This window comes from Christiangramia flava JLT2011, from assembly GCF_001951155.1.
In the GTDB taxonomy this organism is placed as follows: Bacteria; Bacteroidota; Bacteroidia; order Flavobacteriales; family Flavobacteriaceae; genus Christiangramia; species Christiangramia flava.
The window spans coordinates 1,918,031-1,943,590 of record NZ_CP016359.1; the positions used below are offsets into that span (position 1 = coordinate 1,918,031).

Below are 25,560 nucleotides of genomic sequence, written 5' to 3' on the forward strand. Positions count from 1 at the left end.
AATTTTTATATTTACATATGCGCTGTTTTCTATTTCTAGCAATTTGCCTGGGCTTCAGCTTTTCAGTTTTCTCACAATCTGATCAGCTCGCACGTAATTTTTTTGACCAGGGAGAATACGAGAAAGCACTTCAGATTTACCAGGAGCTCTATGAAAAGAACCCTGCCAATATGACTTTTTTCGAGGGCATGGTAGGTGCTCTCCAGCAGTTGGAGGAATTTGATCAAGCCGAAAAACTGTTATTCCAGCGCTTGAACAATTCCGCTAACAATCCGTCTATTTTAATAGAACTGGGCCACAATTTCGAACTGCAGAACAATGCCGAAAGAGCTAAACAGTTTTATGAAGAAGCGTTGAAAAGCCTGGCAGGAAGGCCTAATTATGCCTATTCGATCGCCCGTTCGTTTGAGCGGTATAACCTTTTGGATTATGCAGCTTCCGCTTACGAGCAGGCCATGGAAATGAATACTGATAAAAACTACAATTTGCAGCTTGCAAGGATCTACGGCGAGCAGGGGAAGATCGAGAAGATGTTCAGCAATTACCTGGATCTTATCGAGGATGACATGAAATTCTACAGCATTGCCAATCGCGAGTTCAACCGGTATATTTCAGAAGATGCGAGCAGTGAGGGGAATACCATTTTCAGGAAACTGCTATTGAAACGCTCGCAGGAGAATCCCTCGTTGCTGTATAACGAAATGCTGAGTTGGCTGTTTATTCAGCAGAAAGACTTCGGAAAAGCCTTCGCCCAGGAGCGTGCCATCTATAAACGCGGTGAAAAGAACCTGCAGGGAATCCTGAATCTCGCGGTGATGGCAAAGAACGCCGAGGACTATGAGGCTGCTGAAGAGATCATTGCCTATGCCATCGAAGAATCACCGTCGCCTACCTTCAATTTAAGGGGCAGACATTTTCAATTGGGCTTAAAGGAAAAGACAGTTTCTGGTAAAGAACTGGAAAAACTGGAGCAGGAATATCGCAGTTTGCTGGAAGAGTATGGTTACACGTCTGAAACACTGGATATACAGGTGGATCTTGCCAATTTCATGGCCTTCCGTCTCGATAAAAAACAGGAAGCCGTAGCGCTGCTGAAAAACCTTTCCAAATCGAATCTGAACGAGTTTGAGCAGGCCAAAGTGAAAATGGCTACGGCCGATATTCTGGTGATGCAGGAAAAATTCAATGAGGCACTCATCTTCTATTCACAGGTGCAGCATTTGGTAAAAAACAATGAACTCTCCCAGGAAGCACGATTTAAAGTGGCCAAAACCAGCTATTTCAAAGGTGATTTTGAATGGGCGCAAACCCAGCTGAAGGTTCTCAAGTCTTCTACTTCGCAGCTAATCGCCAATGATGCTTTAGAGCTAAGCTTGTTGATCTCTGATAATTCCATCGAAGATTCCACACAGGCGGCGCTGAAGCAGTATGCCCGGGCAGACCTGCTGGCCTTCCAGGAAAAACCTACGCAGGCAATCACCGTTCTGGATTCGGTCTTAACCGGTCATAAAGGTGAAAAAATTGAAGATGAAGCGCTGTACAAACAGGCTAAACTCTTTGAAAAAGAACAGGATTTTGAAAAAGCTGCAGGTAATTATCACAAGATCATCGAACTTCACGGAAAAGATATCCTGGCAGACAATGCGAATTACTTCCTGGCGGAACTGTACGCCAACCAGCTCAACCAACCTGAAAAGGCAAAGGAGTTTTACGAGCAAATTATCTTTAACTTTGCAGACAGTATTTATTTTGTTGATGCCCGGAAGAAATTTCGAATACTCCGTGGCGATAATCTAGAGTAAAAAACCAGGATATGATTATTTATAACGTGACCTGTAATGTTCACGAAACGATTCACGATGAGTGGGTGAAATGGATGAGATCGGAACACATTCCCGCCATGCTTGATACCGGCAAATTTCACAAGGCTTTGATGACAAAAGTTTTGGTCAAGGAACCTATGGGTGGCATTACCTATTCCATTCAGTATACAGCTCAAAACAAGCAGTTGCTGGAACGTTATTACCGGGAGAACGCCAGCGAGCTCAGAGAACAATCAGCCAGGTTTGGTGATAAAGTGGTGAGTTTTCGTACCGAACTGGAAGTGATAAGCGAGCAGTAATGGGTAAAAATTTCAAAGCATCTTCGGCAGGCGATGTACGCGCCAAGAAACATTTGGGACAGCATTTCCTGAAAGATGAAAATATTGCCGCAAAGATCGCAGATACCCTGAACCTTCAGCAGTATTCCAAAGTACTGGAAATTGGCCCCGGAATGGGAGTTTTAACGAAGTATTTACTGGAAAAACCGGTAGAAGTCCACGTGATCGAGATCGATTCTGAAAGTGTGGAATATTTGGAGAACAACTACCTGCATCTGCGTGGCCGCATTCATGAGAAGGATTTCCTGAGGTATGATCTTACGGAAGTTTTTGGAGAGGAAGCTTTTGCGATAACCGGGAATTTCCCGTACAACATCTCTTCGCAGATCGTATTCAAAATGCTGGAAATGCGGGAACAAATTCCGGAATTTTCTGGGATGTTTCAGAAGGAGGTCGCCAAGAGAATCTGTGAAAAAGAGGGTTCCAAAACCTACGGAATTTTGAGCGTTCTGGTGCAGGCATTCTATGAGGCGGAATATCTTTTCACGGTCCCGCCTTCCGTCTTCAATCCGCCGCCGAAAGTAGACAGCGGGGTGCTTCGGCTTACCCGTAAAGAGAATTTTCACCTGGAGTGCGATGAAAAGCTTTTCTTCCGAATTGTTAAAACTTCTTTCAACCAACGCCGCAAAACACTGCGGAATAGTTTAAAAAGTCTTAATCTTCCTGATAATTTGAGGGAAGATGCTATATTTGGCTCACGGCCGGAACAACTCGGGTTCCAGCAGTTTATTGAACTGACCAAAATGATTGAGCCGTATGCAGTTTCAGATAAGTGACGAATTAATTGAAAAGATTAGGTTTCTCATCGAAGAAAAGAACGATGAGGAATTGCTGCTGCACCTGGAAGACGTGCACCATGCTGATATTGCTGAAATCCTGACCGAGCTCAACCTCGATGAGGCCACTTACCTCGTCAAACTCATCAACAGCGAAAAGACAGCCGAAGCGCTGATGGAACTGGAAGAAGGCGTGCGGGAACGCATCCTGGAAAACCTGTCGCCGAAAGAGATCGCCGATGAGCTTAACGAAATGGATACCGATGATGCGGCTGATATCATTTCGGAACTTTCCCCGGAACTGCAACAGGACGTAATTGCCGAGATCGAGGATGAAGAGCATGCTGATCATATCGTGGAGCTGCTTCGTTACGATGAAGATTCTGCTGGTGGTTTGATGGCAAAGGAGCTGGTCAAGGTCAACGAAAACTGGAGCGTTACGGGCTGTATGGCTGAAATGCGCAAACAGGCTGAAAATGTAACACGAGTGCATTCCATTTACGTGGTAGACGACAAGAATAAACTGAAAGGCCGCCTGTCTCTAAAAGACCTTCTTACTGCCTCCAGCAACGCCAACATCAGTGATGTGTACATTCCGCAGGTAGATTATGTGAATGTACATACGGAAGGGGAAGAAGTCGCCAGGATCATGCAGAAATATGACCTGGAAGCCATTCCCGTAGTAGATGAAATGGGACGGCTGGTAGGGCGTGTGACCATTGACGATATTGTGGATTTCATCAGGGAAGAAGCCGAAAAAGATTACCAGATGGCTGCGGGTATTTCCGAAGATGTGGAGGCCGATGATAACATTTTTAAACAAACCAGGGCAAGACTTCCCTGGCTGCTTATCGGTATGTTTGGAGGGCTTGGCGCGGCCAGTATTATCTCCGGTTTCCAGACCATTTTAACCGATTATAAGGAATTGCTCATTTTCGTACCGCTGATCCAGGCGACCGCCGGGAATGTAGGCGTACAATCCAGCGCAATCATTGTGCAGGGACTGGCAAATGATACGCTCAAGGGAAATATTGTTTCCAGACTTGCAAAAGAATTTGGCCTGGCGCTCATCAACGGGATTTCCATCGCACTCATTGTATTCGTGATCAGCACCTATTTTTTTCATACCTCCTTCAACGAATCAGTGAGTATAGGCGTGGCGCTGATCTCTGTGATCGTGATCGCAGCCTTAATTGGTACTTTTATCCCGATTATTCTGAATAAGAACAATGTAGATCCTGCGGTGGCTACCGGCCCATTTATCACTACCAGTAACGACGTTTTCGGGATTCTTACGTACTTCCTGATCGCGAAGGCGATCCTTGGTTTTTAACCTCAATTTTACAGTCAGTAAAAATCATTCTGTAACTTTGTAGCTCTGATTTTTTCAGAAACCGAAGGGAATTTCGGTAGAAATAAATTGCTAACAAAAACAGAACAAATGATCATTCTTCATGCTGATACCAATCATCCGGAGCTTATGCGAAAACTGGAAGAAGCTGGGCATCATAATATTGAAGGTTGCGAACAATCCAGAGAGACAACATTAGAAAATCAACACCTGTATGACGGCATCGTCATTCGCAGTCGCTATAAGATCGACCGCGAATTTTTAGAAGCGGCTCCGAATTTAAAATTTATCGCGCGGGTGGGTGCCGGCCTCGAAAGCATCGATGTGGATTTTGCGCAAGAGCAGGGAATCAAGCTGTTTTCGGCACCTGAAGGGAATGCCAATGCCGTTGGGGAACATTCGCTGGGAATGTTGCTTTCTCTTTTTAATAAATTGAATAAAGCTGATAAAGAAGTGCGTGAAGGCCTGTGGCAGCGCGAGGAAAACCGGGGTATCGAACTCGATGGCAAAACCGTTGGGCTCATAGGCTACGGAAATATGGGAAAAGCCTTTGCCAGAAAACTGCGGGGCTTTGATGTGGATGTGATTTTCTTTGATATCAAAGAAGGAATTGCTGATGAAAATGCCAGGCAGGTAGGTTACGAGGAATTCCTGGAAAAGGCCGATGTGGTAAGCCTGCACGTTCCATGGACCGAAGAAACCAACCAGATGGTTAATTCAGCATTTATTGATAAATTTAAAAAGCCTTTCTGGTTCATCAATACCTCCAGGGGAAAGAACGTTGTCACGGCAGACCTGGTAAGCGCCCTGAAAAATGGCAAAGTGCTGGGTGCAGGCCTGGATGTACTGGAATATGAAAAAGCTTCTTTTGAAAGCCTTTTTTCAAACCGAAAGAACGTGGCCATGAGCGCGGCAGACCCCATCCCGGAAGCGATGCGCGAGCTGATGTTCATGCCCAATACGATCCTGAGTCCGCATATCGCCGGCTGGACGGTAGAATCGCATAAAAAGCTGGCAGAGGTGATCGCCGGCAAGATCATTAAGGAATTCGGCGAAGGAGATAAACCATAATGTATGAAAAAACGTGTTACCGGTCTGGGCGGTTTCTTTTTCAAATCGAAAGACCCTGATGCTACCAAAAACTGGTACAAAGATCATTTAGGATTGAACACCGATCAGTATGGATGCACGTTCTGGTGGAAAGACCAGGATGGGGCCGACTGTTCCACGCAGTGGAGCCCAATGAGCGATAAAACCGAATACTTCAAGCCTTCAGAAAAACAATTCATGATGAACTTCCGTGTGGAAAACCTGGAAGAACTGCTGAAAGTTTTAAAAGAGGAAGGAGTGCAGGTAGTTGGTGAAATGGAAACTTATGAATACGGTAAATTTGGCTGGATCCTGGATCCGGAAGGCAATAAGATCGAATTATGGGAGCCTATAGATAAGGCCTTTCAATAACTGAAAAAGCCACCTGGAAAGGTGGCTTTTTTTATTAGAGTCTGGAAAGCTCGATCATTGCAGTTTTGATCGATTCTTCTCCTTCCAGCGCCTCGAAAGACATATTTTTAACCAGTGGATCGGCCAGGCTCATAACCATGATGAACGCCACATCGTCGCGGGAGATTTCCCCCCTTTCGTTCAATTTTTCAGCCAGTTTAACTTTGGCCAGTCCCATATCATTGCTCAGTCGTCCCGGTTGTACGATCGTATAAGTAATGCCGCTTTCACGAAGGTGGTCGTCTGCCTTTTTCTTGGCCGTGAGATAATGCTCCAGCTCCTTGTTTTTGGATGGATCATCGGTGCCCATGGCGCTGAGCATCACAAATTTTTTCACTTTTGCTTTCTTGGCTTCATCAATCAGTTTGATCGCGCCTTCTTCATCGACAGCCGTCGTCTTTTCCGGGCCGGTTTTACTGCCGGAACCGGCTGCAAAGATCACCTTGTCGATTCCTTTCAACGCGTGGCTCAAATCCCCTTCCAGGTCGGCCACCACCGTTTCTACCTCCATGTCTTCAAAGATCTGTTGCTGATCTTCCTTCCGGATCATAGCCACAGGTTTGAAATTTTCGGTATTTTTCAATATTTCGATTATCCTGGTTCCGGTGTGCCCGGTTGCTCCAGCGATGAGAATTCTTTCCATAAGGGTCTTTTTTTGCAAGATACTAACGATAGTGAAGAAACCCGAATCGGAGTTGCTGATATAACAGTATCTTAACAGGCGTAGAGCCCAAAAACACTGGATGACAGCTCAATGTAGCAAGAAAATTAGCTGCGGAATCTATCTGCTGAAATTTGCAATAATACATTGCCATTTTTCTGCCCACTGGCGACATATTGAAAAGCCTGTTCAGCATCATCACTAGGAAAACTTCGGTCCAGAAGCGGAGAAAATTGTTCCTTTTTAAGCAGTTCGGCCATGATTCGAAGACTGCCGTTGATATCTTTTGGGAATGGAAATCGTACTTTTTGTCCCTGTGCGAAAATACTTCGGAAGCTGAGCCAGAGATTTTCCATTCCTGGACCGGTTTCCGAAGACATATAAATCCCATTTTTCTTCAGTAAATTTTTACAGGTCTTAAACCTGCTCTTCCCCACCGCATCAAACACAAAATCAAATTTTTCTGAAATTTGGCTAAAATCAGCTGGCTTATAATCGATGACTTCTGAAGCCCCGAGATTTTTCAGATTTTCAACCTGCGAGGCCGGCCCGGTCGTGACGGTTTCCACCTGGTAATTTTTCAAAAACTGAAGCAGGGCAGAACCTATGGCGCCACTTCCGCCGTTGACCAGCGCGGTTTGTCCCGGTTTGAGCCTAACCTTATTGAGAAAATTCAGGGCATAATGGCTGCCTTCCAGGGAAGCAGCAGCTATAGAAAAATCAACGTTTTCCGGAATTTGAAGAATGGGGTCTGTTGCTTTGCAAACCAGGTATTCTGCCATCGAAGCAAAGCCGGTGTCTTTAAAACCAAAAATGCGGTCCCCACTGGTAAAATTCCTGACTGCTTTTCCCGTTTCCACAATTTCGCCGGAAAAATCGGTGCCCAGTATCAATTTAGTGGGTTTGACAATGCCGGTTACCAGGCGGTTTATTTTGGGTTCGCCTGTAAGATGGGCGCAATCGGTCCTGTTCACGGTCGTATATTCAACCCGTACCAGGATATCATCGTTTTGGATGGTTGGAGCGGGCAGCTTTGAGATACTTATAAGATCTGGGCCACCGTAGCGGGATCTGGTTACTGCTTTCATGACTAAATAGGAAAAGCCTCTTCTTCCTCACCAATTCCTCTGTGGCTTATTGATTATTTTGAGTTAGGAGTGGCTGTTGCGCTCTTCCAACTCTTTCTGAAACTCTTCCATTACCGGTTTGACGGTACTTTCCGGAAGGTCAGCGATCCTGATGTACATCAAACCGTCAACCGCGTCGTTAAACAGTGGATCCACGTTGAAGGCAACCACCTTCGCATTCTGTTTAATGTACTTTTTGATCAGCACCGGCAGCCGGAGATTTTCGGTTTCCAGCTCATCTATTATTTTGTCAAATTTGTTCAGGTCGGCCTCACTTTCGTCAAAAACCAGGTCTTTATCAGCATCTTTCAGTTTTACCTTGAATTCTTTTTTCGGATGAACATATTGGGCCACGTACGGATCGTAGTAGTTCGATTTCATGAATTCGATCATCAACGATTTCGAAAAATTGCTGAACTTATTACTGATGCTCACCCCGCCAATAAGGTATTTATGTTCCGGAAAACGCAGCGTGCAATGAACAATCCCTTTCCATAGTAGAAAGAGCGGCATAGGTTTCTGCTGGTATTCCTTGATGATGAAGGCACGCCCCATCTCGATAGACTGGCTCATCATTTTATGCAGTTCGGGTTCAAACCGGAAAAGGTCCTGCAGGTAAAAACCATCGATTCCATGCTCGGCATAGATCTCGTGGCCCATTCCCATACGATAGGCGCCGGCGATCTTGTTGGCCTCGTTGTCCCATAAGAACAAATGGTGGTAATAATCGTCAAACTGGTCCAGGTCGGTACTGTTATTGGTGCCTTCTCCCACTTCACGAAAAGTGATCTCCCGTAAACGGCCAATTTCATTCAGAATATTCGGGATGATCTCCCTTTTTGCCAGGAAAACCTCGTAATTCTTGGAAACGAGCAGTCTTTTATCCAGTTTTCGGCAGTTTTCTACTTCTTCGGCCATCAGTTCCTTTTCGGTTTCTGAAGCGATATCTTTCGGTGAACGCGGAATTTTAAAATTCTTCGGAAGCTTGGAAAGCAACTTTTTCTTTTCAAAAACATTCGCCAGCATGTAAGTTTTCCGTCTTAAAAAGGCCGTATAGGTTTCCAGGTTTCTGTGCTCTTGCTGGTCTTCGACTGAAATTGGGTGACCAATGCGAACCTTGATCTTCCGGCGATGTTGCGACAGCATTTCACTGGGCAGTTTGGCGGTTCGCAACACATCGCTCATGGAGGCGAGTCGGTAAAAAAACAGGCTGTTCTTCGCGTGAAAATAAATGGGTACAACGGGAACTTTAGCTTTCTGAATCAGTTTCATGGCCGAGGGTTCCCAGGGCTTGTCCACGATTCTGCGGTCATCTTTATCAGTAGAAACTTCTCCTGCCGGGAAAATTCCGAGTGCATTGCCTTCGCGAAGGTGTGCGATCGCGTTTTTCATCCCGCCAATGCTGGACTGAGCTTCTTTATGATTCTCAAAGGGGTTGACCGGCAGAATATAAGGTCGTAACGGGTCCAGGCGATGAAGCAAGAAATTTGCGATGACCTTATAATCTGGTCGCTGCTCGATGACGGTTTTCATCAGGATCATGCCGTCGATCCCTCCAAGCGGGTGGTTGGAAATGGTGATGAAGGGGCCCGATTTTGGGATTCGTTTCAGGTCTTTTTCAGGAATTTCAAAATGAATATCGAATTCCTTTAGGATCGAGTCGATGAACTCCACACCCTGCAGGTGCTTTCGTTTATCGTATTCCTTATTGATGCGTGAAAGTTTGGTGGTTTTCAGGATCATCCAGCCAAGACCGGTTCCCAGGAAGCCCAGGTGATCCAGATTCATGACTTTGGCGACCTCTTTCGCGGTGACGATACCCATGGCAACAGATTGGTTTAGTTACTCAAAAATAGGAAAACTAAATTTAGTTTTCGGTGACCATCTGGACGGTATTTTGTGTGAGCTGTTTCAGAAGAACCACTTTGTCTTTTTCCAGTTCTGTAATGGCCTGTTCACTGAAATGCCTGATAGTATAGAGGGAAACACCGGTTTTATAGTTCACTTTGAACCTGGCCTTCAGATGCTGAACGAGTTTCTCCAGTTGGTTGAATTTGTTATCCACACATACGCGGAAGCTGATCGCTGAGTTCTGAATGAGATCCACTTTCATTTGATACTGGTGGAAAAGCCGAAAAATTTCAGAAATATTTTCTTCTACCATAAAAGAGAAGTCCAGGGAAGACAGGGAGATCAAAACCTGGTTTTTCTTCACGATAAAACACGGAATGGCCGGATCGATCCCGTCGCCCTTACTCACTGCGGTGCCCATGGGAATGGGGTCCATGAAAGACCGAACAAAAAGCGGGATTTCCTTACGCTGCAAGGGTTGTAAGGTTTTGGGGTGGATCACGGACGCACCGTAGAAAGCCAGTTCAATGGCTTCTTCGTAAGATATTTTGTTCAACAGCTGAGCCTTCTCGAAATAACGCGGATCGGCATTGAGCACTCCCGGAACATCTTTCCAGATCGTGACACTTTCCGCATTCAGGCAATAGGCAAAAATCGCAGCGGAATAGTCAGACCCTTCCCGGCCCAGGGTAGTGGTAAAATTATTGGAATCTGAACCGATGAAACCCTGTGTGATATTCAATTTGCCGGGGTCGAGCAGATCGAGGATCTTTTCCTGCGTGCGCGTCCAGTTCACCTGCGCATCGCGATACGTACTGTCAGTCTTGATAAAATCGCGAGCATCCAGCCAGTTATTGGTGATATTTCGGGTGTTGAGGTAATCGCTAACAATGGTCGTGGAAATAAGTTCTCCAAAACTCACGATCTGGTCATAAACGAAATCGTATTTATTAGATTTATTATGCTGAAGAAAGTTTTCCAGTTCGGTAAAAAGCTGATCCACCTTGAAATAAACCGGTTCCTGGTCGTGGTGAAAAAGACCGTCCAGGATGTTTCGATGGAATAATTTTACTTCGGAAAGACTTTCCGGAGATTGGAGTCCGTTAAGGTAATCGTTTACCACCACTTCCAGTGCGTTGGTGGTTTTTCCCATTGCTGAAACAACGATGAGCTTGTTTTTGTCTTTATTATTCTCTAAAACTCGTACGAGGTTTTTGACTCCTTCCGCATCTTTTACAGAAGCTCCCCCGAATTTATAGACTTCAATCACTTTTTCTTTGCATTTTCTTCGATGCCGCTTTCTTCCATGTGAACGGTCCTCCAGCTTTCCTTGATCTGGGCACCGGTATTCTCATAGAACTCGATGGCATTGGTATTCCCTTCAGAAACTACCCATTCAATACGTTTTACACCGTGCTGGTGGCCAAATTTCACGACTTCCTGGTATAGCGCTCCACCTAAACCGGTTCCACGCATATTTTCTCTTACGATGAGATCTTCCAGATGAACGGTTCTTCCTTTCCAGGTGGAAAAGCGGAAATAAACCAGCGCCATTCCTTCAATTCTTCCGCTGACCTCGGCCACAAAACATTTGAAATTACCCTGGTCAAAACCTTCTTTTTCGAGATCCTCCACGGTCACTTCCACATCTTCCAGGTGGCCTTCATGCGCTGCAAGTTCTTTGATGAGTTCCAGCACGATCTTCATGTCTGAGCGCTTAGCTTCGCGTATCGTATAGTCCATAATTTCGGTGTTTTAACAAAAATACGCTTTGCTTTTCAGAAGAATGATAATAAACTCTTAAAGCCTGCCTTTATTTTTAAGGTAGGCATGCATAGCCGGTTCGTGCATCTGCACGGTATCCCAGTCTTCCAGGACATCGGCCCCTGAATTTCGGTAAAAATTGGCTGCCGGTTTGTTCCAGTTCAGTACGACCCATTCAGTACGTTTCACGCCCTGATCGGTGGCAAATTGGATCACTTCAGTATACAGTGCCGAACCAATTCCTTTTCCGCGGTAGGCCTCGCGAACGATCAGGTCTTCCAGGTGAACCGTCTTTCCCTTCCAGGTGGAGTAGCGAAAATAGATAAGAGCCATTCCCTGGATATCGCCATCGGCCTCGGCCACAAAACAGTGAAAAGCGGGATGCTCCCCAAACCCGTCACGGATCAGGTCCTGCTCGTCAATGATCACGGCATCGGGTTCTTTCTCAAAAATGGCCAGTTCATTGATTAATTCCAGCACCGAGGCCATATCCTGTGGTTGTGCCGGTCTCACATTTATATCCATATCAATTAATTTCAAGATTATTTACGAAAACGTTGTAGTTGGGTCTAATTTAGCTATTTTAGCCACCCTAACAACAAACTTATACCATGCCTAAACCAAATCAAACCCTTGGTGAATTTATTATTGAAAATCAGGCCGATTTTCCTGGTTCTTCCGGGGAACTTTCCCGGTTGATCAATTCCATCAGGCTGGCTGCCAAGGTGGTGAACCATGAAGTGAATAAAGCCGGTTTAGTAGACATTATCGGTGCTTACGGGGAACGAAATGTTCAGGGTGAAGAGCAGCAGAAGCTCGATGTAATGGCCAATAAAAAATTCATCCAGACCCTGACCAACCGGGAGATCGTTTGTGGGATCGCTTCAGAAGAAGAGGATGATTTCATCAGGATCGAAGGGCATAATGGTGATGACAAGAATAAGTATGTTTTGCTGATGGACCCACTGGACGGGAGCTCCAATATCGATGTGAATGTTTCAGTGGGAACTATTTTTTCGATCTACCAGCGTGTCACGCCCATTGGCACACCGGTTCAAATGGAAGATTTCTTACAACCCGGGAATAAACAGGTTGCCGCGGGTTATATTATCTACGGAACTTCCACCATGCTGGTCTACACCACCGGCCATGGGGTTAACGGTTTTACCCTTAACCCGGCACTCGGCAGCTGGTACCTTTCGCATCCCAACATGAAATACCCTGAAAATGGCCGAATTTACTCGATCAATGAAGGGAATTATGTGCATTTTCCGCAGGGTGTAAAAGATTATATCAAATACTGCCAGGAAGAAAAAGATGACCGCCCGTATACGTCTAGATATATCGGTTCGATGGTTTCAGATATCCACCGGAACATGATTAAGGGTGGGATCTTCATGTACCCCCAATTCTCGAAAGCTCCAAGTGGCAAGCTGAGACTGCTCTACGAATGCAATCCTATCGCGTTTATCACCGAGCAGGCCGGCGGCAAAGCCAGCGACGGGTTTCAGCGCATTCTGGATATTGTACCGAATGAATTGCACCAGCGATCACCTTTCTTCTGCGGAAGCAAAAAAATGGTGGAAAAAGCAGAGAATTTTATGCGGAAATCTGCTGAAAGAACCGACTATCAGTCGTTTTCTTTTTCCAGTAAATAACGGTAATCTTCAAAACTTAACTGCCCGCTGAAGATCTGAACGGAACGTTTAATGATACCTTCAGAAGCCTGGCTCGAAAAGCCTAACCCGATCGCGTAACGCTTGATCAGCTCGCTTTCTTCGTCGTCGATTTCGTGATCAGCAAAAATTATTTTGAAAAGATCGTGCAAACGCTCCAGTCTTTTTTCCACGCTGTTGTATCCCACCAATGGAAAAGCTTTGGGGTTCTGCATCACCTTGTCATATTCTTCTTCGCTGATATCCAGTTTTCTGGCAAATCTTTTCAGTAGTTTTTCTTCGTGCTCATTGATCTCGCCATCAATGGCAGCAAGGTTTACGATAGACGCAAAATGACTTAAATTTCTTAAATGCTCACCCGAGCCAAATAGATCTGAAAAGGACATTCTATAAAAGTTTTAAGTTACAAATATAGGGATTCGCGAATGTTTTTCAGTTTAAAGGCTTCGGAAAAAATAATGCTGTTCAATCGTTATTCTTTTCTTAATCTGCTTCCCGCTGAGGTTGATAATAGGTAAATTCAGAATTCTTCAGAAAATACTATGAAAACACCCTTACTCGCTTTCAACGATAAAGGAATTTACTGCGCCGCGGCAGATGTATACCTGGATCCCTGGCGCCCGGTCGAAAAGGCCATTATCTCCCATGGGCACGCCGATCATGCACGGTGGGGTCATAAAAAATATATTACCCATGTGACCAATGTGCCCATTATCAAACACCGCATTGGCGATATTGAGGTCTCCGGAAAAGAATGGAATGAAACCTTCACTATCAATAATGTGAAATTTTCATTTCATCCGGCTGGTCATATCATTGGTTCATCCCAGATCCGAGTGGAGCATAAAGGCGAAGTCTGGGTTTTTACTGGTGACTATAAAACCGAAGATGATGGCGTTGCGGTACCTTATGAACCGGTGAAATGCGACACCTTTATTACGGAATGTACTTTTGGCCTTCCCGCCTTTAAATGGACGCCACAGGAGCAGGTGATGAAGGACATCAATAACTGGTGGATGGAAAATCAGGCTGATGGCCGAACGTCTATTCTTTTTGGATATACTCTCGGAAAGGCGCAACGTTTACTAAAGCATTTAGACACTTCCATCGGTAAAATTTTTACACATGGTGCGGTGGAGAATATGACCGAAGTGCTCCGCCCCATGATGGATTTCCCGGAAACCACGCGAATCACCCGCGATGTGAAAAAAGAGGAAATTAAGGGGCATATGGTCATTGCGCCTCCCAGCGCTCACGGTTCCCCTTGGATCCGGAAAATGGTGCCCTACGTGACAGCTTCGGCCAGTGGCTGGATGACTTTTCGGGGTGCCCGCAGAAGGCGTGCGATCGATCGCGGTTTTGTGCTCAGCGATCATTGTGACTGGCAGGGATTGCTAACCTCGATCAAAGAAACCGGTTGTGAGAAAATCATCTGTACCCATGGTTATACCGATATTTTTTCTCGTTACCTCCGGGAACAGGGATATGACGCCCGAACCGAAGAAACGCAGTATGAAGGAGAAACCGGGCAACTGGAATCCAATAATGAAAAAGACAGCGAATGAAACTTTTTGCCGATCTCATCAAAAAACTCGACACCACGAATAAAACCACTTTGAAAGTAGAGGCGCTGACCGATTATTTCCTGAACGCCCCTTCAAAAGACAAGGTCTGGACGATCGCGATTTTAAGTCACCGCCGTCCGCCACGACCTGTGAATACCACTCTTATGAGAAATTGGGCTTCAGAACTGGCAAATATTCCGTTGTGGCTCTTTGAGGAATCCTATCATATTGTGGGTGATTTAGCGGAAACCATTGCGCTGGTCATTCCACCTTCCGAAGCGTCTACTGAAAAAAGCCTGAACCAGTTTCTTCAGGAGATCATCGAACTGAAGCCGCGTTCCGAAGAAGAGAAGAAAGAATACCTTTTTGAGAACTGGCTCAACCTGAACTATTACGAGCGCTTTGTATTTACGAAACTGATCACCGGGAGTTTCCGGATTGGGGTAAGCCAGAAACTTATGACGCGCGCACTTTCTAGAGCGACCGAGATTGATGAGGACATCCTGGCTTATAAACTGATGGGGAATTGGGACCCTGCAAGGATTTCTTTCAATAAGCTGATTCTGGAAGAAAACGAAGAAGATTTTTTATCCAAACCTTACCCGTTCTATCTCGCCTACGCGATCGAAGAAGAGCCGCAGGAGCTTGGGGATGTGAGCGAGTGGAGCGCAGAACACAAGTGGGACGGCATCCGGTCACAGGTGATCATACGAAACAATGAACTTTTTGTGTGGAGCAGAGGGGAAGAACTGGTAACCGATAAATACCCGGAATTTGAGGCTTTTGTTAATACCATTCCGAATGGAACGGTGATAGATGGTGAGATTTTACCATTTCCGGAAGGACAGATAGGGACTTTCAAAGATTTGCAAACAAGAATTGGAAGGAAAAGCATCACGAAAAAGCTGCTGGAGAAAACCCCGGTCATTTTGAAAGCCTACGATATTCTGGAATGGGATGGTGAAGATATCAGGAATAAAAGTTTTCGGTACAGGCGCGAAATTCTCGAAAAGTTATTTGCCGAGGTTTCTTCCGAAGGGATACCGTTGTATTTATCTGAAAATATTCGTTTTGAAAGTTGGGAAGAGGCCGCAAAGGAACGGGAAAAGGCTCGCGAAGTCATGTCAGAAGGCCTGATGCTGAAGCGGTTTGATTCTCCCTATTTAGTTGGCCGGAAAAAAGGAGACTGGTGGAAATGGAAAGTAGATCCCCTCACCATCGATGCGGTTCTTACGTATGCCATGCGTGGCCACGGCCGGCGCAGCAATTTGTTTACAGATTATACTTTCGGGCTTTGGGATGAAGAAAAAGAAGAACTGGTCACTTTTGCCAAAGCTTACTCGGGCCTCACTGATAAGGAATTCCGTAAACTGGATGCCTGGATCAAGAAGAACACCCTGGAGCGATTTGGACCGGTTCGCAGCGTGACCCCACAGCATGTTTTTGAAATTGCTTTTGAAGGAATCGCGGAATCCAGCCGTCATAAAAGTGGTGTGGCAACGCGGTTTCCGCGGATCTTAAGATGGCGAACCGATAAAAAGATCGAGGAGGCGAATACCTTAGACGACCTGAAGGCGATGATTCCCTGACAGGTCCTAATTTTGGCTAAATTTTAATACTGAAAATGGGCAATTTGGAACTGAACTTGTGCAAATTCCTGCGTTCATTTTTAACTGTTTCGTTGAATTAAAATTGGAAATAAGATGAAAGCGAAAATGTTGGTATTGGCGATGTTGCTCTTCAGTTTGAGCAGTTGCCAGGCACAGGAAAAAGATCCTGATCCAAGCGCGATGAAAACCGGGAAGGATGAAGTGAAACCCAAAGGTAGCTGGAAAGTTAACCGTGATTATGACGAAAATGGGAACCTGATCAGCTATGATTCCACTTACACGTATTCCTATAGTTCGGTAGATGGTGATACGATTTCGGCCGCAGATATGGACGAGCTCATGAGCCATTTTCAGCAATTTTTAGGTCAAAACGGCATGAACGACCAATCGGCCTTTATGCAATCCTTTTTCAATGATAGCATTCCGGGAAATAGCCATTTTTTCCATGGTGATTTATTTGCCGATCATTTCAATTCTGAAAGTTTTCAACGGCAAATACGGGAAATGGATTCCCTGCACCGGCAATTTTTGAAACAGCAGTATCCGCAGTTTTTCGAAAAGCGGGAAGAGAAAAATTCCGCAGCTAAGCAATCGAAAAATGGAACGATCTAACGAGATTTAAAAGTGAGAAGAACCTTCAGGATCGGCATTCTGAAGGTTCTTTTTTTACAGTTTAAAAATGAACAGGAAGGAACTTATACACATTGCGGAAGACTGGTTCGAAAACCAGGGATGGAAACCTTTCAAATTTCAGAAGGATGCCTGGACAGCCTATCTTCAGAAGAAGAATGGGCTGCTGAATGCTCCTACCGGAAGTGGGAAAACCTATGCGCTGTGGGTGCCAATCGTTCTGGACTATATTCGTAAAAATCCTGATTATAAAAGTAGGCATCAAAAAGGATTGAAAGCGATCTGGATCACGCCGCTTCGGGCGCTTTCAGTTGAAATTGAACAGGCTACTAGTAGGTTTGCCGAAGAACTGGGAACCAACTTTAGTGTTGGAATTCGTACCGGAGATACTCCGCAAAAGGAACGTGCGGCCCAGAAAAAAGCCATACCAGATTTGCTGATTACGACTCCTGAAAGTTTGCATTTGCTGTTGTCTTCCAAGAATTACGCGAAAACTTTTAAAGATCTGCAGGCGGTGGTGGTAGATGAGTGGCACGAATTATTAGGTTCCAAGCGCGGTGTGCAGGTGGAACTGGCACTTTCCCGGCTGAAGCAGGTTGCGAAAGACCTGAGGATTTGGGGAATTTCAGCTACCATTGGCAACTTGCAACAGGCGCGGGAAGTCTTATTGGGTCCAGCTTCTCCGGAACTGGAAAATTCGGTGATGATCCGTGCTAACCTGAATAAGAAGATCGATGTTCGATCAATTATTCCCAAGAAAATGGAAAAATTCCCGTGGCGCGGACACCTCGGGATTCATCTGCTGGATGAGGTTATCCCCATTATCAAGGAATCTAAAACCACCCTGCTGTTTACCAATACTCGGTCGCAGTGTGAGATCTGGTTTCAGAAGATCCTGGCGAAATATCCCGAATTTGCAGGAGAAATCGCCATGCACCACGGCAGCATCAACAAAGAAACGCGTTTGTGGGTGGAACAGGCGATCAGGAATGAAAGTCTGAAAGCGGTGGTATGCACCTCGAGTTTGGACCTGGGCGTTGATTTTGCTCCTGTGGAAACCATTGTTCAAATTGGCGGTCCCAAAGGCGTCGCGCGCTTCCTGCAACGTGCCGGGCGTAGTGGTCACCAGCCAGGGAAAGTCAGTTTGATCTATTTTATGCCTACTCATGCTATAGAATTGATCGAGGCTTCCGCACTTCAGAAAGCCGTGGCCAAAAAAGCGGTGGAAGATCGCGTGCCTTACCTGATGAGTTTTGATGTGCTGGTGCAGTACCTGAATACGCTGGCAGTTTCAGATGGTTTTTACCCGAAAGATATTTTTCCGGAGATTGCCTCGACCTTTTGTTTCCAGGGGATAACCGAGGATGAATGGCGCTGGATCCTCAATTTTATCACCAAAGGCAGTCAGAGTCTTCAGGCGTATGATGAATATAAAAAAGTGGAGATCGAGGAAGATGGCAAATTCAAGATCCACAACCGCGGCGTGGCCATGCGACACCGGTTACAGATCGGGACCATCGTGAGTGACGCCATGCTTTCCGTGAAATATATTACCGGCGGCTATATTGGTACTATCGAAGAATGGTTCATTTCCAAACTGAAGCCCGGCGACGTCTTTACTTTTGCAGGCCGCAACCTGGAACTCGTTCGCATCAAGAATATGCAGGTGCTGGTGAAGCGTTCCAAGAAAAAGACCGCAAGAATCCCGAGCTGGCAGGGTGGGCGTATGACCTTTTCGGCACAGATGTCTGAATTGCTGCGGGAGGAAATGTATGAGGCTTCCCAACTGAAGAAAACCACCAAAACTTCTGAAGAACTGAATGCATTACGACCCATTTTCAAGCGGCAGCAGCGTGAAAGTATCATCCCGGGAAAAGATGAATTCCTGATCGAAACTTTTAAAACCCGTGAAGGTTTTCACGCGATCTTCTATCCTTTTGAGGGGCGTTTCGTGCACGAAGCGCTGGGAAGTTTGCTGGCTTACCGCATTAGTTTGCTTTCGCCCATTAGTTTTTCGCTGGCGTTCAACGATTATGGTTTTGAATTGCTGTCTGACCAGGAGATTGATATGCAACAGGTGTTGGATAACAACCTTTTCTCTCCGGAATATTTGATGGACGACCTGTATAAAAGTTTGAACGCTACGGAAATGGCACGGAGAAAATTTCGCGATATTGCGGTGATCGCCGGACTTGTTTTTACCGGTTATCCCAATAAACTGGTCAAGAGCAAACATCTTCAGTCGAATTCGCAGTTATTGTTCAGTGTTTTTCGGGATTATGAAGAAGATAATTTGCTGTATCAGCAGGCTTTTCGGGAAACTTTTGAGCACCAGCTGGAGGAAGGCCGATTGCGAATAGCTCTGGAACGAATTCAGCAACAGCAGATCGTCTGGAAAAAATGTGAAAAACCGACACCCTTCTCCTTTCCGATCATTACAGACCGACTCCGTGAAAAGCTATCTTCGGAAAAACTGGAAGACCGCATTCGGAAAATGTTGAAGCAGCTGGAAAAGTAAGTTTCACAGCAAAGGAAATACCGATTGAAAATTGCCTATTTTCGAACCCGTTTGTAGTGTAATTGCCGGTTCACATAAAACCGAACCACTTCAGTTGTTACTCCAAAAGCGATATGGGCGAAGAGTTCGTTCATCTGCATTTTTACCGGCGTATCGGTTGGTTTTCTTTCCAGGCCAAGAATTGGCAAAGATGTTTCATGGGTGGATGCCCAGGTCGTGGCGCCAAATGCAATCCCATCCATGGGTCTGAGGCCTTCCCGATCTTTTTTTCCGTAGCCATAAGCGGCTCCCAGCGATCCGCCGAAAGGAACATTTACCAGCTGCTCGGCCAGTGCTTCATTGGAAGTGCTGATGGGAGTGCCGGTGATCTTGGTAGACAGGTCGTCAATGATTTTGATCTGGGCCGAACGATCCTGTACTTTCCGTACGGGTAAATAGTACTCGATCAAAGATTTCACAGCCGTTCCGGCTAGTCCGCCCACGAAACCTGAAATGAGGCTGCGGCTGGTTTTGGAGAGGTACGAATCGTTTTGAAAAAAGGTGGTTACGCTCATAATTCAGTTGCATTTTCAGATTAAAACTATCTAATCACGGTTTGATCGCCAACCATTTAACAAGTATTTGGCATTGCAATGCTAAAATTGGTAATTTTGGGTATGAGCGAAAAACTGAACATAGCCTTTATACAGGCCGATCTGAAGTGGGAAGATGCCGAAGCGAACCGGCGAATGTTTTCCGAAAAAATAGAAAACATATCAAACGAGGTGGAATTGATCATTCTTCCGGAAATGTTTACGACCGGTTTCAGTATGAATGCGGAAAATCTTGCCGAGCCAACTCAGGGCCCTACACTGAAATGGATGCAGGAGCAGGCCAGGCTGAAGAATGCCGCCGTTACCGGAAGTGTGATCATCTCAGAAAACGGCCATTATTACAACCGATTATTCTTCGTGTTTCCCGAAGGCAGTTATGAGATTTATGATAAACGCCACACCTTTACACTGGCTAAGGAGGACCTTACCTATACGGCTGGTAAAGATCGCCTGATCGTGGACTACAAAGGCTGGAAGATTTGCCCGCTTATTTGTTACGACCTGCGTTTCCCGGTTTTTGCGAGGAATACGGTAGATTATGACCTGCTCATTTATGTGGCAAACTGGCCCGAAAAACGGGTGAATGCTTGGGATGCGCTTTTAAAGGCCCGGGCTATCGAGAATATGAGTTATTGCGTGGGTGTGAATCGCACTGGTGAAGATGGGGATGGCTATGTTTATAATGGGCATTCTGCTGCCTACGATTCGTTAGGTAAAGATCTTACAGAGGTGGAGCGAGACGGGGTTTTTACCAGTGAATTAAGCCTAGACCGCTCACATTTACAGGAAACCCGCTCGAAACTAAGGTTCCTACAGGATCGCGATCGTTTTACTCTACATTGATCGCCTTCGGATAATCAAAATTGGCTCTGACTTCCAGCGTATCCCGGTAATATTTAATGATTTCCGGCTGGCGCTTTTTCAGGAAATCACCGGTGTCCCATTTCCCATTTTCATTTTTGTCGAAAATGACCCTTACGAGATATTTTCCAGGATTCAGATATTGAAAGTTAAGCGTCTGGCTGGCTTCTGAATATTTTTCAGAAAGCACCTTTCCCTTGGTATCTGTAAGCTGAACAATAATTGGGTATTGCTTCACATTTGGAAGGGTCATGATGATCGTTCCGTAATCCCGAAGCGATTTGGTGGAAACATTCTGAATGATACTGTCATTGCTTTCGCTGAAGAGGTCGGTTACCGCACCGGGAAGCAGCGAAATCTGGTATTTTGATTCGGGCCTTTTTTCAAACTGCAGGCTGAGCTCGTTTTGTACTTGATTGAAAGCCGTTGTAAATGGTACCGCAGCTGAATCCTGATCCATTATGCTCATCTGTTCTTCTGAAAACTTGACAATGGGCGTATTGGCGCTTATTTTAAAGTCCTGTTCCAGTCCAATGCTTCCACCGGGTTCGGTGCTTACCTTCAGAGAATCACGGTCCTGTTGAGAAACTCTTGCCCAAACCGTGTCACGGGTCGTGGGGGTGACTACTTCAAACGAAAGACTGTCACTTTCTGGGCGGATGTTGAACCAGTAGTGCAACGTGTCTTTTTCCTTCACCTTCATGATGCGCGCCTGGTAATTTTCTGGGACGGCATTGAGCAGATTGATCTGCACGCTGTCTAGTTTTGTTTTGCCTTCATAGCCAAAAAGCAGCTGATTACCTTTCAGCTGGGAAGGGCGATTCGGTTTAAAGGCCAGTTCTTCCTTAAAAACTGTAATATCATAAGTGGAATCTGTAGGAATGACGATATCCTGCTCTATAAAGCCGATCTTTTCACTCTTCGGATTGTAGAGATAATTGGAATTTTTATCCATGATCGCCACCATCTTATACGTTCCGGCCTTCAGGTTTTCCAGGGAATAGGAGAAAATACTGTCTTTAGAATAGGTCACATAACGCGGAGTTTTCTGGTACACGGCAGAATCGGTGTAAGAGGTATCTTTTTCGTACAGATAGATCGAGATGGGCTCTTTCGGCTCTTTTTCCAAGGCATCTCTCACGCTCCCGGAAACCGAAAGGGAATCGATGTAATCGCCGGTGCTGAAAACATATTTGAAATAATCAAAAGAATTACCTTCGTTATTGTCTACAATGCTTTTTCCGAAGTTGATGAGATAAGTGGTGTTTTCCGCCAGCGTATCAAAAATCTCGATTTTGATGTCTTTCCTGGCGGTTCCCAGCGGCATGATATTCGGCTTGGGATCCATCGGCGGTGAAATGATGATCTGCTGGGTAGGCTTATCCAGTTTGATATACTCGTCAAAGAAGATCCTGATCTCGTCTCCCTCGAAATTGGTCGTGTAGTTTTCAGGATTCGCTTTTACAAATTTTGGCGGATCTTCATCTTTTGGTCCACCTTCGATCGTTCCTTTTTTCGCGCATTGCACCGTGCAGAAAAGCAGGGCCAGAACCAGAACAAAACCGGGAATTTTTCTCTTCATATCACTCCTGAATGGTTTAGCAAAGAAACGATTATTTAGTTTACAACGAAAGTTCTAGTCGGTAATTGCCATGGTCGCAATGCTGATGCTCGTTTTTGGGATTTCCAGCAGTTTATGGGCGCAGGCTTCCAGTGTGGCGCCAGTGGTGACCAGGTCGTCCACGAGCAGGATGTGTTTTCCTTCGGCTTTATGGGGTTGCTGAAGACGGAGTGTTTCTTCGATCTTCCCCCATCGGGAAATGCGGTCTTTTAAGGTCTGGGTTTTCGTGGCGGTAGTTTTAATCAGGATTTCTTCGGAAAATTCAGCATTCAGTGAATGGGCGATTTCCTGCCCGAACCTGGTAACCTGGTTATAACCGCGCTCTTTCAGTTTGGAAGGATGTAGCGGCACCGGAATGACCAGGTCCACACCTGTAAATTTTTCAGATTCTGAAAGTTCCGCACCCAGCCATCTTCCGAAGAAAACCCCAATTTCTTCCTTTCCGCGATATTTGAGCTCATGGATCAGCTGCTGGACAGCCGCTTTCTTCCGGAAATGCAACAATGCCGTGGCATCGACTACCGGCACGCGACCGTAAAATACTTTTTTGACCGGGTTGTCGTTATCTAGATGGTAATTCGTTACCGGTAAATCATGTAGACAGGAAGTGCAAACCACCTGCTCATTTTTCAGTAAATCTGTCCCGCAGATATAGCATAATCGCGGGTATAGCAGGTTTAGGAAATCGTGAAACATTTGTTAACGGCTTGTAGCTTACCTGTTTAAACGACTAAATTTACAAACTAAATCAAAATGTGATGACAGAAAAAAAGAACAACACCGCATTAAAAATCTTAACCGGTATTCTGGCTGTTGCGCTTATTGCTCTCAGTATTTATACCATCAAGTTTTATAATGAGGAGAAAGAGAATAAGGCGATTCTTCAAAAGGAAAAAGGAGCCATTGAAGACGAGCTGAATGATCTGATAGTGAAATATGATGAGGCGATCAAGGAAAATGAGATCATGGATCAGGACCTGGTCAATGCCCGTGATCGAATTTCCAAATTGCTGGACTCGGTAAAAGACAACGAGGCCAACCTGGTGCTTATTTCCAGGTATCGTCGCGAAATTGGCAATCTGAAAGCTGAAAAGGAACGTCTTTTCAGAGTGGTAGACAGCCTGAGTTCACAAAACCAGCGTTTGACTACTTCCCTGGATAGTACCAGCGTGGCGTTGCAGGAGCGAACCAGGATTTCAGATTCTCTTCAAACCACGAACCAGAGCCTGAGCACCAAAGTGGATAAAGCTGCAAGACTGAAAGTGACCAATCTCAAGGGAGAAGGTGTGATCGTTAGAAATAGCGGCAAGATCGTTCCGAATGATAATAACCGAAGAGTAGACCAGGTACGAACCTGTTTTACCATTACCAATAACGACCTGGCCGAAGCCGGCGAAAAGAATATGTACGTCCAGGTTTATAACCCGGAAAATGAACTGGTAGGCGAACAGATCGTGGTGCAGCATGACGGCGGCCCAATGGTCTACAGTGCTACTTCAAAAGTTTATTATGAAAACGAAGAGCTGGATGTTTGCATCCTTGCCAAAGCTTCAGAAGATAAACTGATAGAAGGAACTTACAAGGTTTACGTGTATAATGATAATATTTTACTGGGAACTGCCAGTTTTACGCTGGATTAACAATAATAACAAGGAAATAACCACCGCCCTGGAGATAATTCAGGGCGGTTTTTTTATTTTTGCGGCATGGCAAAACAAGAAGATCTTTTTAAGAACGTAATATCTCATGCTAAAGAGTATGGGTACATTTTCGCATCCAGTGAAATCTATGATGGTCTCAGTGCCGTTTATGATTACGGACAAAATGGTGCTGAATTAAAGAAAAACATCAAGGAATACTGGTGGAGAAGTATGACGCAACTGCATCAGAACATCGTTGGAATCGATGCAGCGATCCTGATGCATCCAACAACCTGGAAAGCTTCCGGTCACGTAGATGCATTCAACGATCCTCTGATCGATAACAAAGATTCCAAAAAACGGTACCGTGCTGATGTTTTGGTGGAAGATTATGCTGAAAAATTACTTCAGAAGGCGGAAAAAGAGATCGAAAAAGCCAGAAAGCGTTTTGATGATTTTGACGAAGAAATGTTCAAAAACACCAATCCGCGGGTACAGAGATATTTAGGAGATCGTAAAGAGATCCTGGAGCGTTTGGCCAGATCACTTACCAATGAAGACCTGGCAGATGTTAAAGCTTTGATCGAAGAGCTGGAGATCGCCGATCCTGAAACCGGCTCTAAGAACTGGACAGAAGTGCGACAGTTCAACCTGATGTTCGGTACGAAACTGGGAGCTTCAGCTGATTCTGCTACACAACTTTACCTAAGACCGGAAACGGCTCAGGGGATTTTCGTGAATTTCCTGAACGTTCAGAAAACCGGAAGGATGAAGATTCCATTCGGAATTGCACAAATAGGGAAAGCTTTCAGAAATGAGATCGTAGCCAGGCAGTTCATCTTCAGAATGCGGGAATTTGAACAGATGGAAATGCAGTTTTTTGTACGTCCAGGAGAAGAACTGGAGTGGTACGAAAAATGGAAGGAAACCCGACTGAACTGGCATAAATCCTTGGGTCTTGGAGAAGAGAATTATCGTTTCCACGACCATGAAAAACTGGCGCATTACGCCAATGCCGCAGCCGATATTGAATTCAATTTCCCATTCGGATTTAAAGAACTGGAAGGAATTCATTCCAGAACCGATTTTGACCTGAAAGCGCACGAAGAATTTTCAGGTAAAAAATTACGTTTTTACGATCCGGAACTGAAGGAAAATTATGTGCCTTACGTGATCGAAACTTCCATTGGACTGGACAGGATGTTCCTGGCGGTGCTATCATCGTCTTTAAAAGAAGAAGATCTGGGAGATGGCAATACCAGGACAGTGTTGAAATTACCGGCAGTTTTGGCACCTACAAAAGCCGCTATATTACCTTTGATAAAAAGAGATGGTTTACCGGAACTAGCTCAGCAGATCGTGGACGATCTAAAATGGGATTTTCGTGTGCAGTATGACGAAAAAGATGCGATTGGTAGACGATACAGAAGGCAGGATGCAGCCGGAACTCCGCTTTGCATTACAGTAGACCACGAATCGCTCGAAGATAAAGCGGTAACGGTTCGATTTAGAGATAGCATGGAGCAGAAGCGCGTACCAATTTCAGAAGTTAAAGCGCTGATCGCCAAGGAAACCGACTTCAGGACCTGGATGGAAGGTTTCGAAAAATAATCGAAATTTTAAGACAAGAGAACCAAAAGGCAATTGATTTATTA

24 protein-coding genes are annotated in these 25,560 nt (G+C 45.2%); 14 read left to right on the top strand and 10 right to left on the bottom strand.

Annotated elements, in window-relative coordinates:
* The first annotated feature begins 17 nt into the window (after window positions 1-17).
* The 6 genes from GRFL_RS08275 to GRFL_RS08300 all read left to right on the top strand — a co-directional run bounded on the left by GRFL_RS08275 (window position 18) and on the right by GRFL_RS08300 (window position 5,749).
* Window positions 18-1,802 (top strand): tetratricopeptide repeat protein, encoded by a 1,785-nt coding sequence (locus GRFL_RS08275; protein ID WP_083644169.1) that lies wholly within the window; start codon window positions 18-20, stop codon window positions 1,800-1,802.
* Between the two features lie 11 nt (window positions 1,803-1,813).
* Window positions 1,814-2,122: a DUF4286 family protein gene (locus tag GRFL_RS08280; RefSeq protein WP_083644170.1), complete on the top strand. Its 309-nt coding sequence runs from the start codon at window positions 1,814-1,816 to the stop codon at window positions 2,120-2,122.
* A complete protein-coding gene (rsmA, locus tag GRFL_RS08285) occupies window positions 2,122-2,937 on the top strand; it encodes a 16S rRNA (adenine(1518)-N(6)/adenine(1519)-N(6))-dimethyltransferase RsmA (protein ID WP_083644171.1) in 816 nt (271 codons plus the stop codon). The genes GRFL_RS08280 and rsmA overlap by 1 nt, the downstream gene beginning before the upstream one ends.
* Window positions 2,918-4,270 (top strand): magnesium transporter, encoded by a 1,353-nt coding sequence (gene mgtE / locus GRFL_RS08290; protein ID WP_083644172.1) that lies wholly within the window; start codon window positions 2,918-2,920, stop codon window positions 4,268-4,270. Before rsmA ends, mgtE begins: the two co-directional genes overlap by 20 nt.
* Before the next feature lie 108 nt (window positions 4,271-4,378).
* Window positions 4,379-5,359, top strand: coding sequence for a 2-hydroxyacid dehydrogenase (locus GRFL_RS08295; protein WP_083644173.1), 981 nt, complete (start codon window positions 4,379-4,381; stop codon window positions 5,357-5,359).
* A gap of 3 nt (window positions 5,360-5,362) precedes the next feature.
* Window positions 5,363-5,749 carry a VOC family protein gene (locus GRFL_RS08300; RefSeq protein WP_083644174.1) on the top strand — a complete coding sequence of 129 codons (387 nt, stop codon included), beginning with the start codon at window positions 5,363-5,365 and terminating at the stop codon, window positions 5,747-5,749.
* Window positions 5,750-5,783: 34 nt separating this feature from the next.
* Here GRFL_RS08300 and GRFL_RS08305 read toward each other — a convergent pair whose 3' ends face one another.
* The 6 genes from GRFL_RS08305 to GRFL_RS08330 form a co-directional block, all read right to left on the bottom strand.
* Complete coding sequence (locus GRFL_RS08305; protein ID WP_083644175.1) at window positions 5,784-6,431, bottom strand: SDR family oxidoreductase; 648 nt, start codon at window positions 6,429-6,431, stop codon at window positions 5,784-5,786.
* 125 nt (window positions 6,432-6,556) lie between these two features.
* Window positions 6,557-7,537 carry an NAD(P)-dependent alcohol dehydrogenase gene (locus GRFL_RS08310; protein WP_083644176.1) on the bottom strand — a complete coding sequence of 327 codons (981 nt, stop codon included), beginning with the start codon at window positions 7,535-7,537 and terminating at the stop codon, window positions 6,557-6,559.
* A 63-nt stretch (window positions 7,538-7,600) separates the two neighbouring features.
* On the bottom strand, window positions 7,601-9,400 hold the full coding sequence (locus GRFL_RS08315; protein ID WP_083644177.1) for a GNAT family N-acyltransferase: 1,800 nt from the start codon (window positions 9,398-9,400) through the stop codon (window positions 7,601-7,603).
* Window positions 9,401-9,443: 43 nt separating this feature from the next.
* Window positions 9,444-10,694 (bottom strand): aspartate kinase, encoded by a 1,251-nt coding sequence (locus GRFL_RS08320; RefSeq protein ID WP_083646033.1) that lies wholly within the window; start codon window positions 10,692-10,694, stop codon window positions 9,444-9,446.
* On the bottom strand, window positions 10,694-11,170 hold the full coding sequence (locus tag GRFL_RS08325) for a GNAT family N-acetyltransferase (protein WP_083644178.1): 477 nt from the start codon (window positions 11,168-11,170) through the stop codon (window positions 10,694-10,696). The genes GRFL_RS08320 and GRFL_RS08325 overlap by 1 nt, the downstream gene beginning before the upstream one ends.
* Window positions 11,171-11,227: 57 nt before the next feature.
* Window positions 11,228-11,716 carry a GNAT family N-acetyltransferase gene (locus tag GRFL_RS08330; protein WP_083644179.1) on the bottom strand — a complete coding sequence of 163 codons (489 nt, stop codon included), beginning with the start codon at window positions 11,714-11,716 and terminating at the stop codon, window positions 11,228-11,230.
* 86 nt (window positions 11,717-11,802) lie between these two features.
* Here GRFL_RS08330 and fbp point away from each other — a divergent pair, with 86 nt between their 5' ends.
* Window positions 11,803-12,849 carry a class 1 fructose-bisphosphatase gene (gene fbp, locus GRFL_RS08335; protein WP_083644180.1) on the top strand — a complete coding sequence of 349 codons (1,047 nt, stop codon included), beginning with the start codon at window positions 11,803-11,805 and terminating at the stop codon, window positions 12,847-12,849.
* On the opposite strand, the gene GRFL_RS08340 is transcribed toward fbp, so the two are convergent.
* The gene (locus tag GRFL_RS08340) at window positions 12,822-13,253 is read right to left on the bottom strand and encodes a hypothetical protein (protein ID WP_083644181.1); all 432 of its coding nucleotides are present in this window, start codon (window positions 13,251-13,253) and stop codon (window positions 12,822-12,824) included. The two genes, fbp and GRFL_RS08340, sit on opposite strands and share 28 nt — an antisense overlap.
* Before the next feature lie 156 nt (window positions 13,254-13,409).
* Between GRFL_RS08340 and GRFL_RS08345 the strand changes: the two genes are divergently transcribed.
* From GRFL_RS08345 to GRFL_RS08360, 4 genes are all read left to right on the top strand, one after another.
* Complete coding sequence (locus GRFL_RS08345; RefSeq protein WP_083644182.1) at window positions 13,410-14,432, top strand: ligase-associated DNA damage response exonuclease; 1,023 nt, start codon at window positions 13,410-13,412, stop codon at window positions 14,430-14,432.
* Window positions 14,429-16,021, top strand: a complete 1,593-nt coding sequence (locus GRFL_RS08350) for an ATP-dependent DNA ligase (RefSeq protein ID WP_083644183.1) — start codon at window positions 14,429-14,431, stop codon at window positions 16,019-16,021. Before GRFL_RS08345 ends, GRFL_RS08350 begins: the two co-directional genes overlap by 4 nt.
* Before the next feature lie 114 nt (window positions 16,022-16,135).
* Window positions 16,136-16,654: a hypothetical protein gene (locus tag GRFL_RS08355; protein WP_083644184.1), complete on the top strand. Its 519-nt coding sequence runs from the start codon at window positions 16,136-16,138 to the stop codon at window positions 16,652-16,654.
* 67 nt (window positions 16,655-16,721) lie between these two features.
* Window positions 16,722-19,190 carry a ligase-associated DNA damage response DEXH box helicase gene (locus GRFL_RS08360; RefSeq protein ID WP_083644185.1) on the top strand — a complete coding sequence of 823 codons (2,469 nt, stop codon included), beginning with the start codon at window positions 16,722-16,724 and terminating at the stop codon, window positions 19,188-19,190.
* A 35-nt stretch (window positions 19,191-19,225) separates the two neighbouring features.
* Here the strand turns inward: GRFL_RS08360 and GRFL_RS08365 are convergent, their stop codons facing one another.
* Window positions 19,226-19,744: a DUF1440 domain-containing protein gene (locus GRFL_RS08365; protein WP_083644186.1), complete on the bottom strand. Its 519-nt coding sequence runs from the start codon at window positions 19,742-19,744 to the stop codon at window positions 19,226-19,228.
* A 102-nt stretch (window positions 19,745-19,846) separates the two neighbouring features.
* Here GRFL_RS08365 and GRFL_RS08370 point away from each other — a divergent pair, with 102 nt between their 5' ends.
* Entirely contained in the window at window positions 19,847-20,626 is a 780-nt protein-coding gene (locus GRFL_RS08370; RefSeq protein WP_083644187.1) for an amidohydrolase, read from the top strand.
* On the opposite strand, the gene GRFL_RS08375 is transcribed toward GRFL_RS08370, so the two are convergent.
* Together GRFL_RS08375 and GRFL_RS08380 are read right to left on the bottom strand one after the other, a co-directional pair.
* On the bottom strand, window positions 20,613-22,226 hold the full coding sequence (locus tag GRFL_RS08375) for an Ig-like domain-containing domain (RefSeq protein WP_083644188.1): 1,614 nt from the start codon (window positions 22,224-22,226) through the stop codon (window positions 20,613-20,615). The two genes, GRFL_RS08370 and GRFL_RS08375, sit on opposite strands and share 14 nt — an antisense overlap.
* 54 nt (window positions 22,227-22,280) lie before the next feature.
* Complete coding sequence (locus GRFL_RS08380) at window positions 22,281-22,961, bottom strand: ComF family protein (RefSeq protein WP_083644189.1); 681 nt, start codon at window positions 22,959-22,961, stop codon at window positions 22,281-22,283.
* A gap of 62 nt (window positions 22,962-23,023) precedes the next feature.
* On the opposite strand from GRFL_RS08380, the gene GRFL_RS08385 reads away from it, so the two are divergent.
* Entirely contained in the window at window positions 23,024-23,905 is an 882-nt protein-coding gene (locus tag GRFL_RS08385; protein WP_169833971.1) for a hypothetical protein, read from the top strand.
* 66 nt (window positions 23,906-23,971) lie between these two features.
* Entirely contained in the window at window positions 23,972-25,516 is a 1,545-nt protein-coding gene (locus GRFL_RS08390) for a glycine--tRNA ligase (protein ID WP_083644191.1), read from the top strand.
* The last annotated feature ends 44 nt before the right edge of the window (window positions 25,517-25,560 follow it).

Coding starts and splice junctions, on each gene's coding strand:
- GRFL_RS08275 (WP_083644169.1), top strand. CDS start 18: ATGCGCTGTTTTCTATTTCTAGCAATTTGCCTGGGCTTCAGCTTTTCA.
- GRFL_RS08280 (WP_083644170.1), top strand. CDS start 1,814: ATGATTATTTATAACGTGACCTGTAATGTTCACGAAACGATTCACGAT.
- rsmA (WP_083644171.1), top strand. CDS start 2,122: ATGGGTAAAAATTTCAAAGCATCTTCGGCAGGCGATGTACGCGCCAAG.
- mgtE (WP_083644172.1), top strand. CDS start 2,918: ATGCAGTTTCAGATAAGTGACGAATTAATTGAAAAGATTAGGTTTCTC.
- GRFL_RS08295 (WP_083644173.1), top strand. CDS start 4,379: ATGATCATTCTTCATGCTGATACCAATCATCCGGAGCTTATGCGAAAA.
- GRFL_RS08300 (WP_083644174.1), top strand. CDS start 5,363: ATGAAAAAACGTGTTACCGGTCTGGGCGGTTTCTTTTTCAAATCGAAA.
- GRFL_RS08305 (WP_083644175.1), bottom strand. CDS start 6,431: ATGGAAAGAATTCTCATCGCTGGAGCAACCGGGCACACCGGAACCAGG.
- GRFL_RS08310 (WP_083644176.1), bottom strand. CDS start 7,537: ATGAAAGCAGTAACCAGATCCCGCTACGGTGGCCCAGATCTTATAAGT.
- GRFL_RS08315 (WP_083644177.1), bottom strand. CDS start 9,400: ATGGGTATCGTCACCGCGAAAGAGGTCGCCAAAGTCATGAATCTGGAT.
- GRFL_RS08325 (WP_083644178.1), bottom strand. CDS start 11,170: ATGGACTATACGATACGCGAAGCTAAGCGCTCAGACATGAAGATCGTG.
- GRFL_RS08330 (WP_083644179.1), bottom strand. CDS start 11,716: ATGGATATAAATGTGAGACCGGCACAACCACAGGATATGGCCTCGGTG.
- fbp (WP_083644180.1), top strand. CDS start 11,803: ATGCCTAAACCAAATCAAACCCTTGGTGAATTTATTATTGAAAATCAG.
- GRFL_RS08340 (WP_083644181.1), bottom strand. CDS start 13,253: ATGTCCTTTTCAGATCTATTTGGCTCGGGTGAGCATTTAAGAAATTTA.
- GRFL_RS08345 (WP_083644182.1), top strand. CDS start 13,410: ATGAAAACACCCTTACTCGCTTTCAACGATAAAGGAATTTACTGCGCC.
- GRFL_RS08350 (WP_083644183.1), top strand. CDS start 14,429: ATGAAACTTTTTGCCGATCTCATCAAAAAACTCGACACCACGAATAAA.
- GRFL_RS08355 (WP_083644184.1), top strand. CDS start 16,136: ATGAAAGCGAAAATGTTGGTATTGGCGATGTTGCTCTTCAGTTTGAGC.
- GRFL_RS08360 (WP_083644185.1), top strand. CDS start 16,722: ATGAACAGGAAGGAACTTATACACATTGCGGAAGACTGGTTCGAAAAC.
- GRFL_RS08365 (WP_083644186.1), bottom strand. CDS start 19,744: ATGAGCGTAACCACCTTTTTTCAAAACGATTCGTACCTCTCCAAAACC.
- GRFL_RS08370 (WP_083644187.1), top strand. CDS start 19,847: ATGAGCGAAAAACTGAACATAGCCTTTATACAGGCCGATCTGAAGTGG.
- GRFL_RS08375 (WP_083644188.1), bottom strand. CDS start 22,226: ATGAAGAGAAAAATTCCCGGTTTTGTTCTGGTTCTGGCCCTGCTTTTC.
- GRFL_RS08380 (WP_083644189.1), bottom strand. CDS start 22,961: ATGTTTCACGATTTCCTAAACCTGCTATACCCGCGATTATGCTATATC.
- GRFL_RS08385 (WP_169833971.1), top strand. CDS start 23,024: ATGACAGAAAAAAAGAACAACACCGCATTAAAAATCTTAACCGGTATT.
- GRFL_RS08390 (WP_083644191.1), top strand. CDS start 23,972: ATGGCAAAACAAGAAGATCTTTTTAAGAACGTAATATCTCATGCTAAA.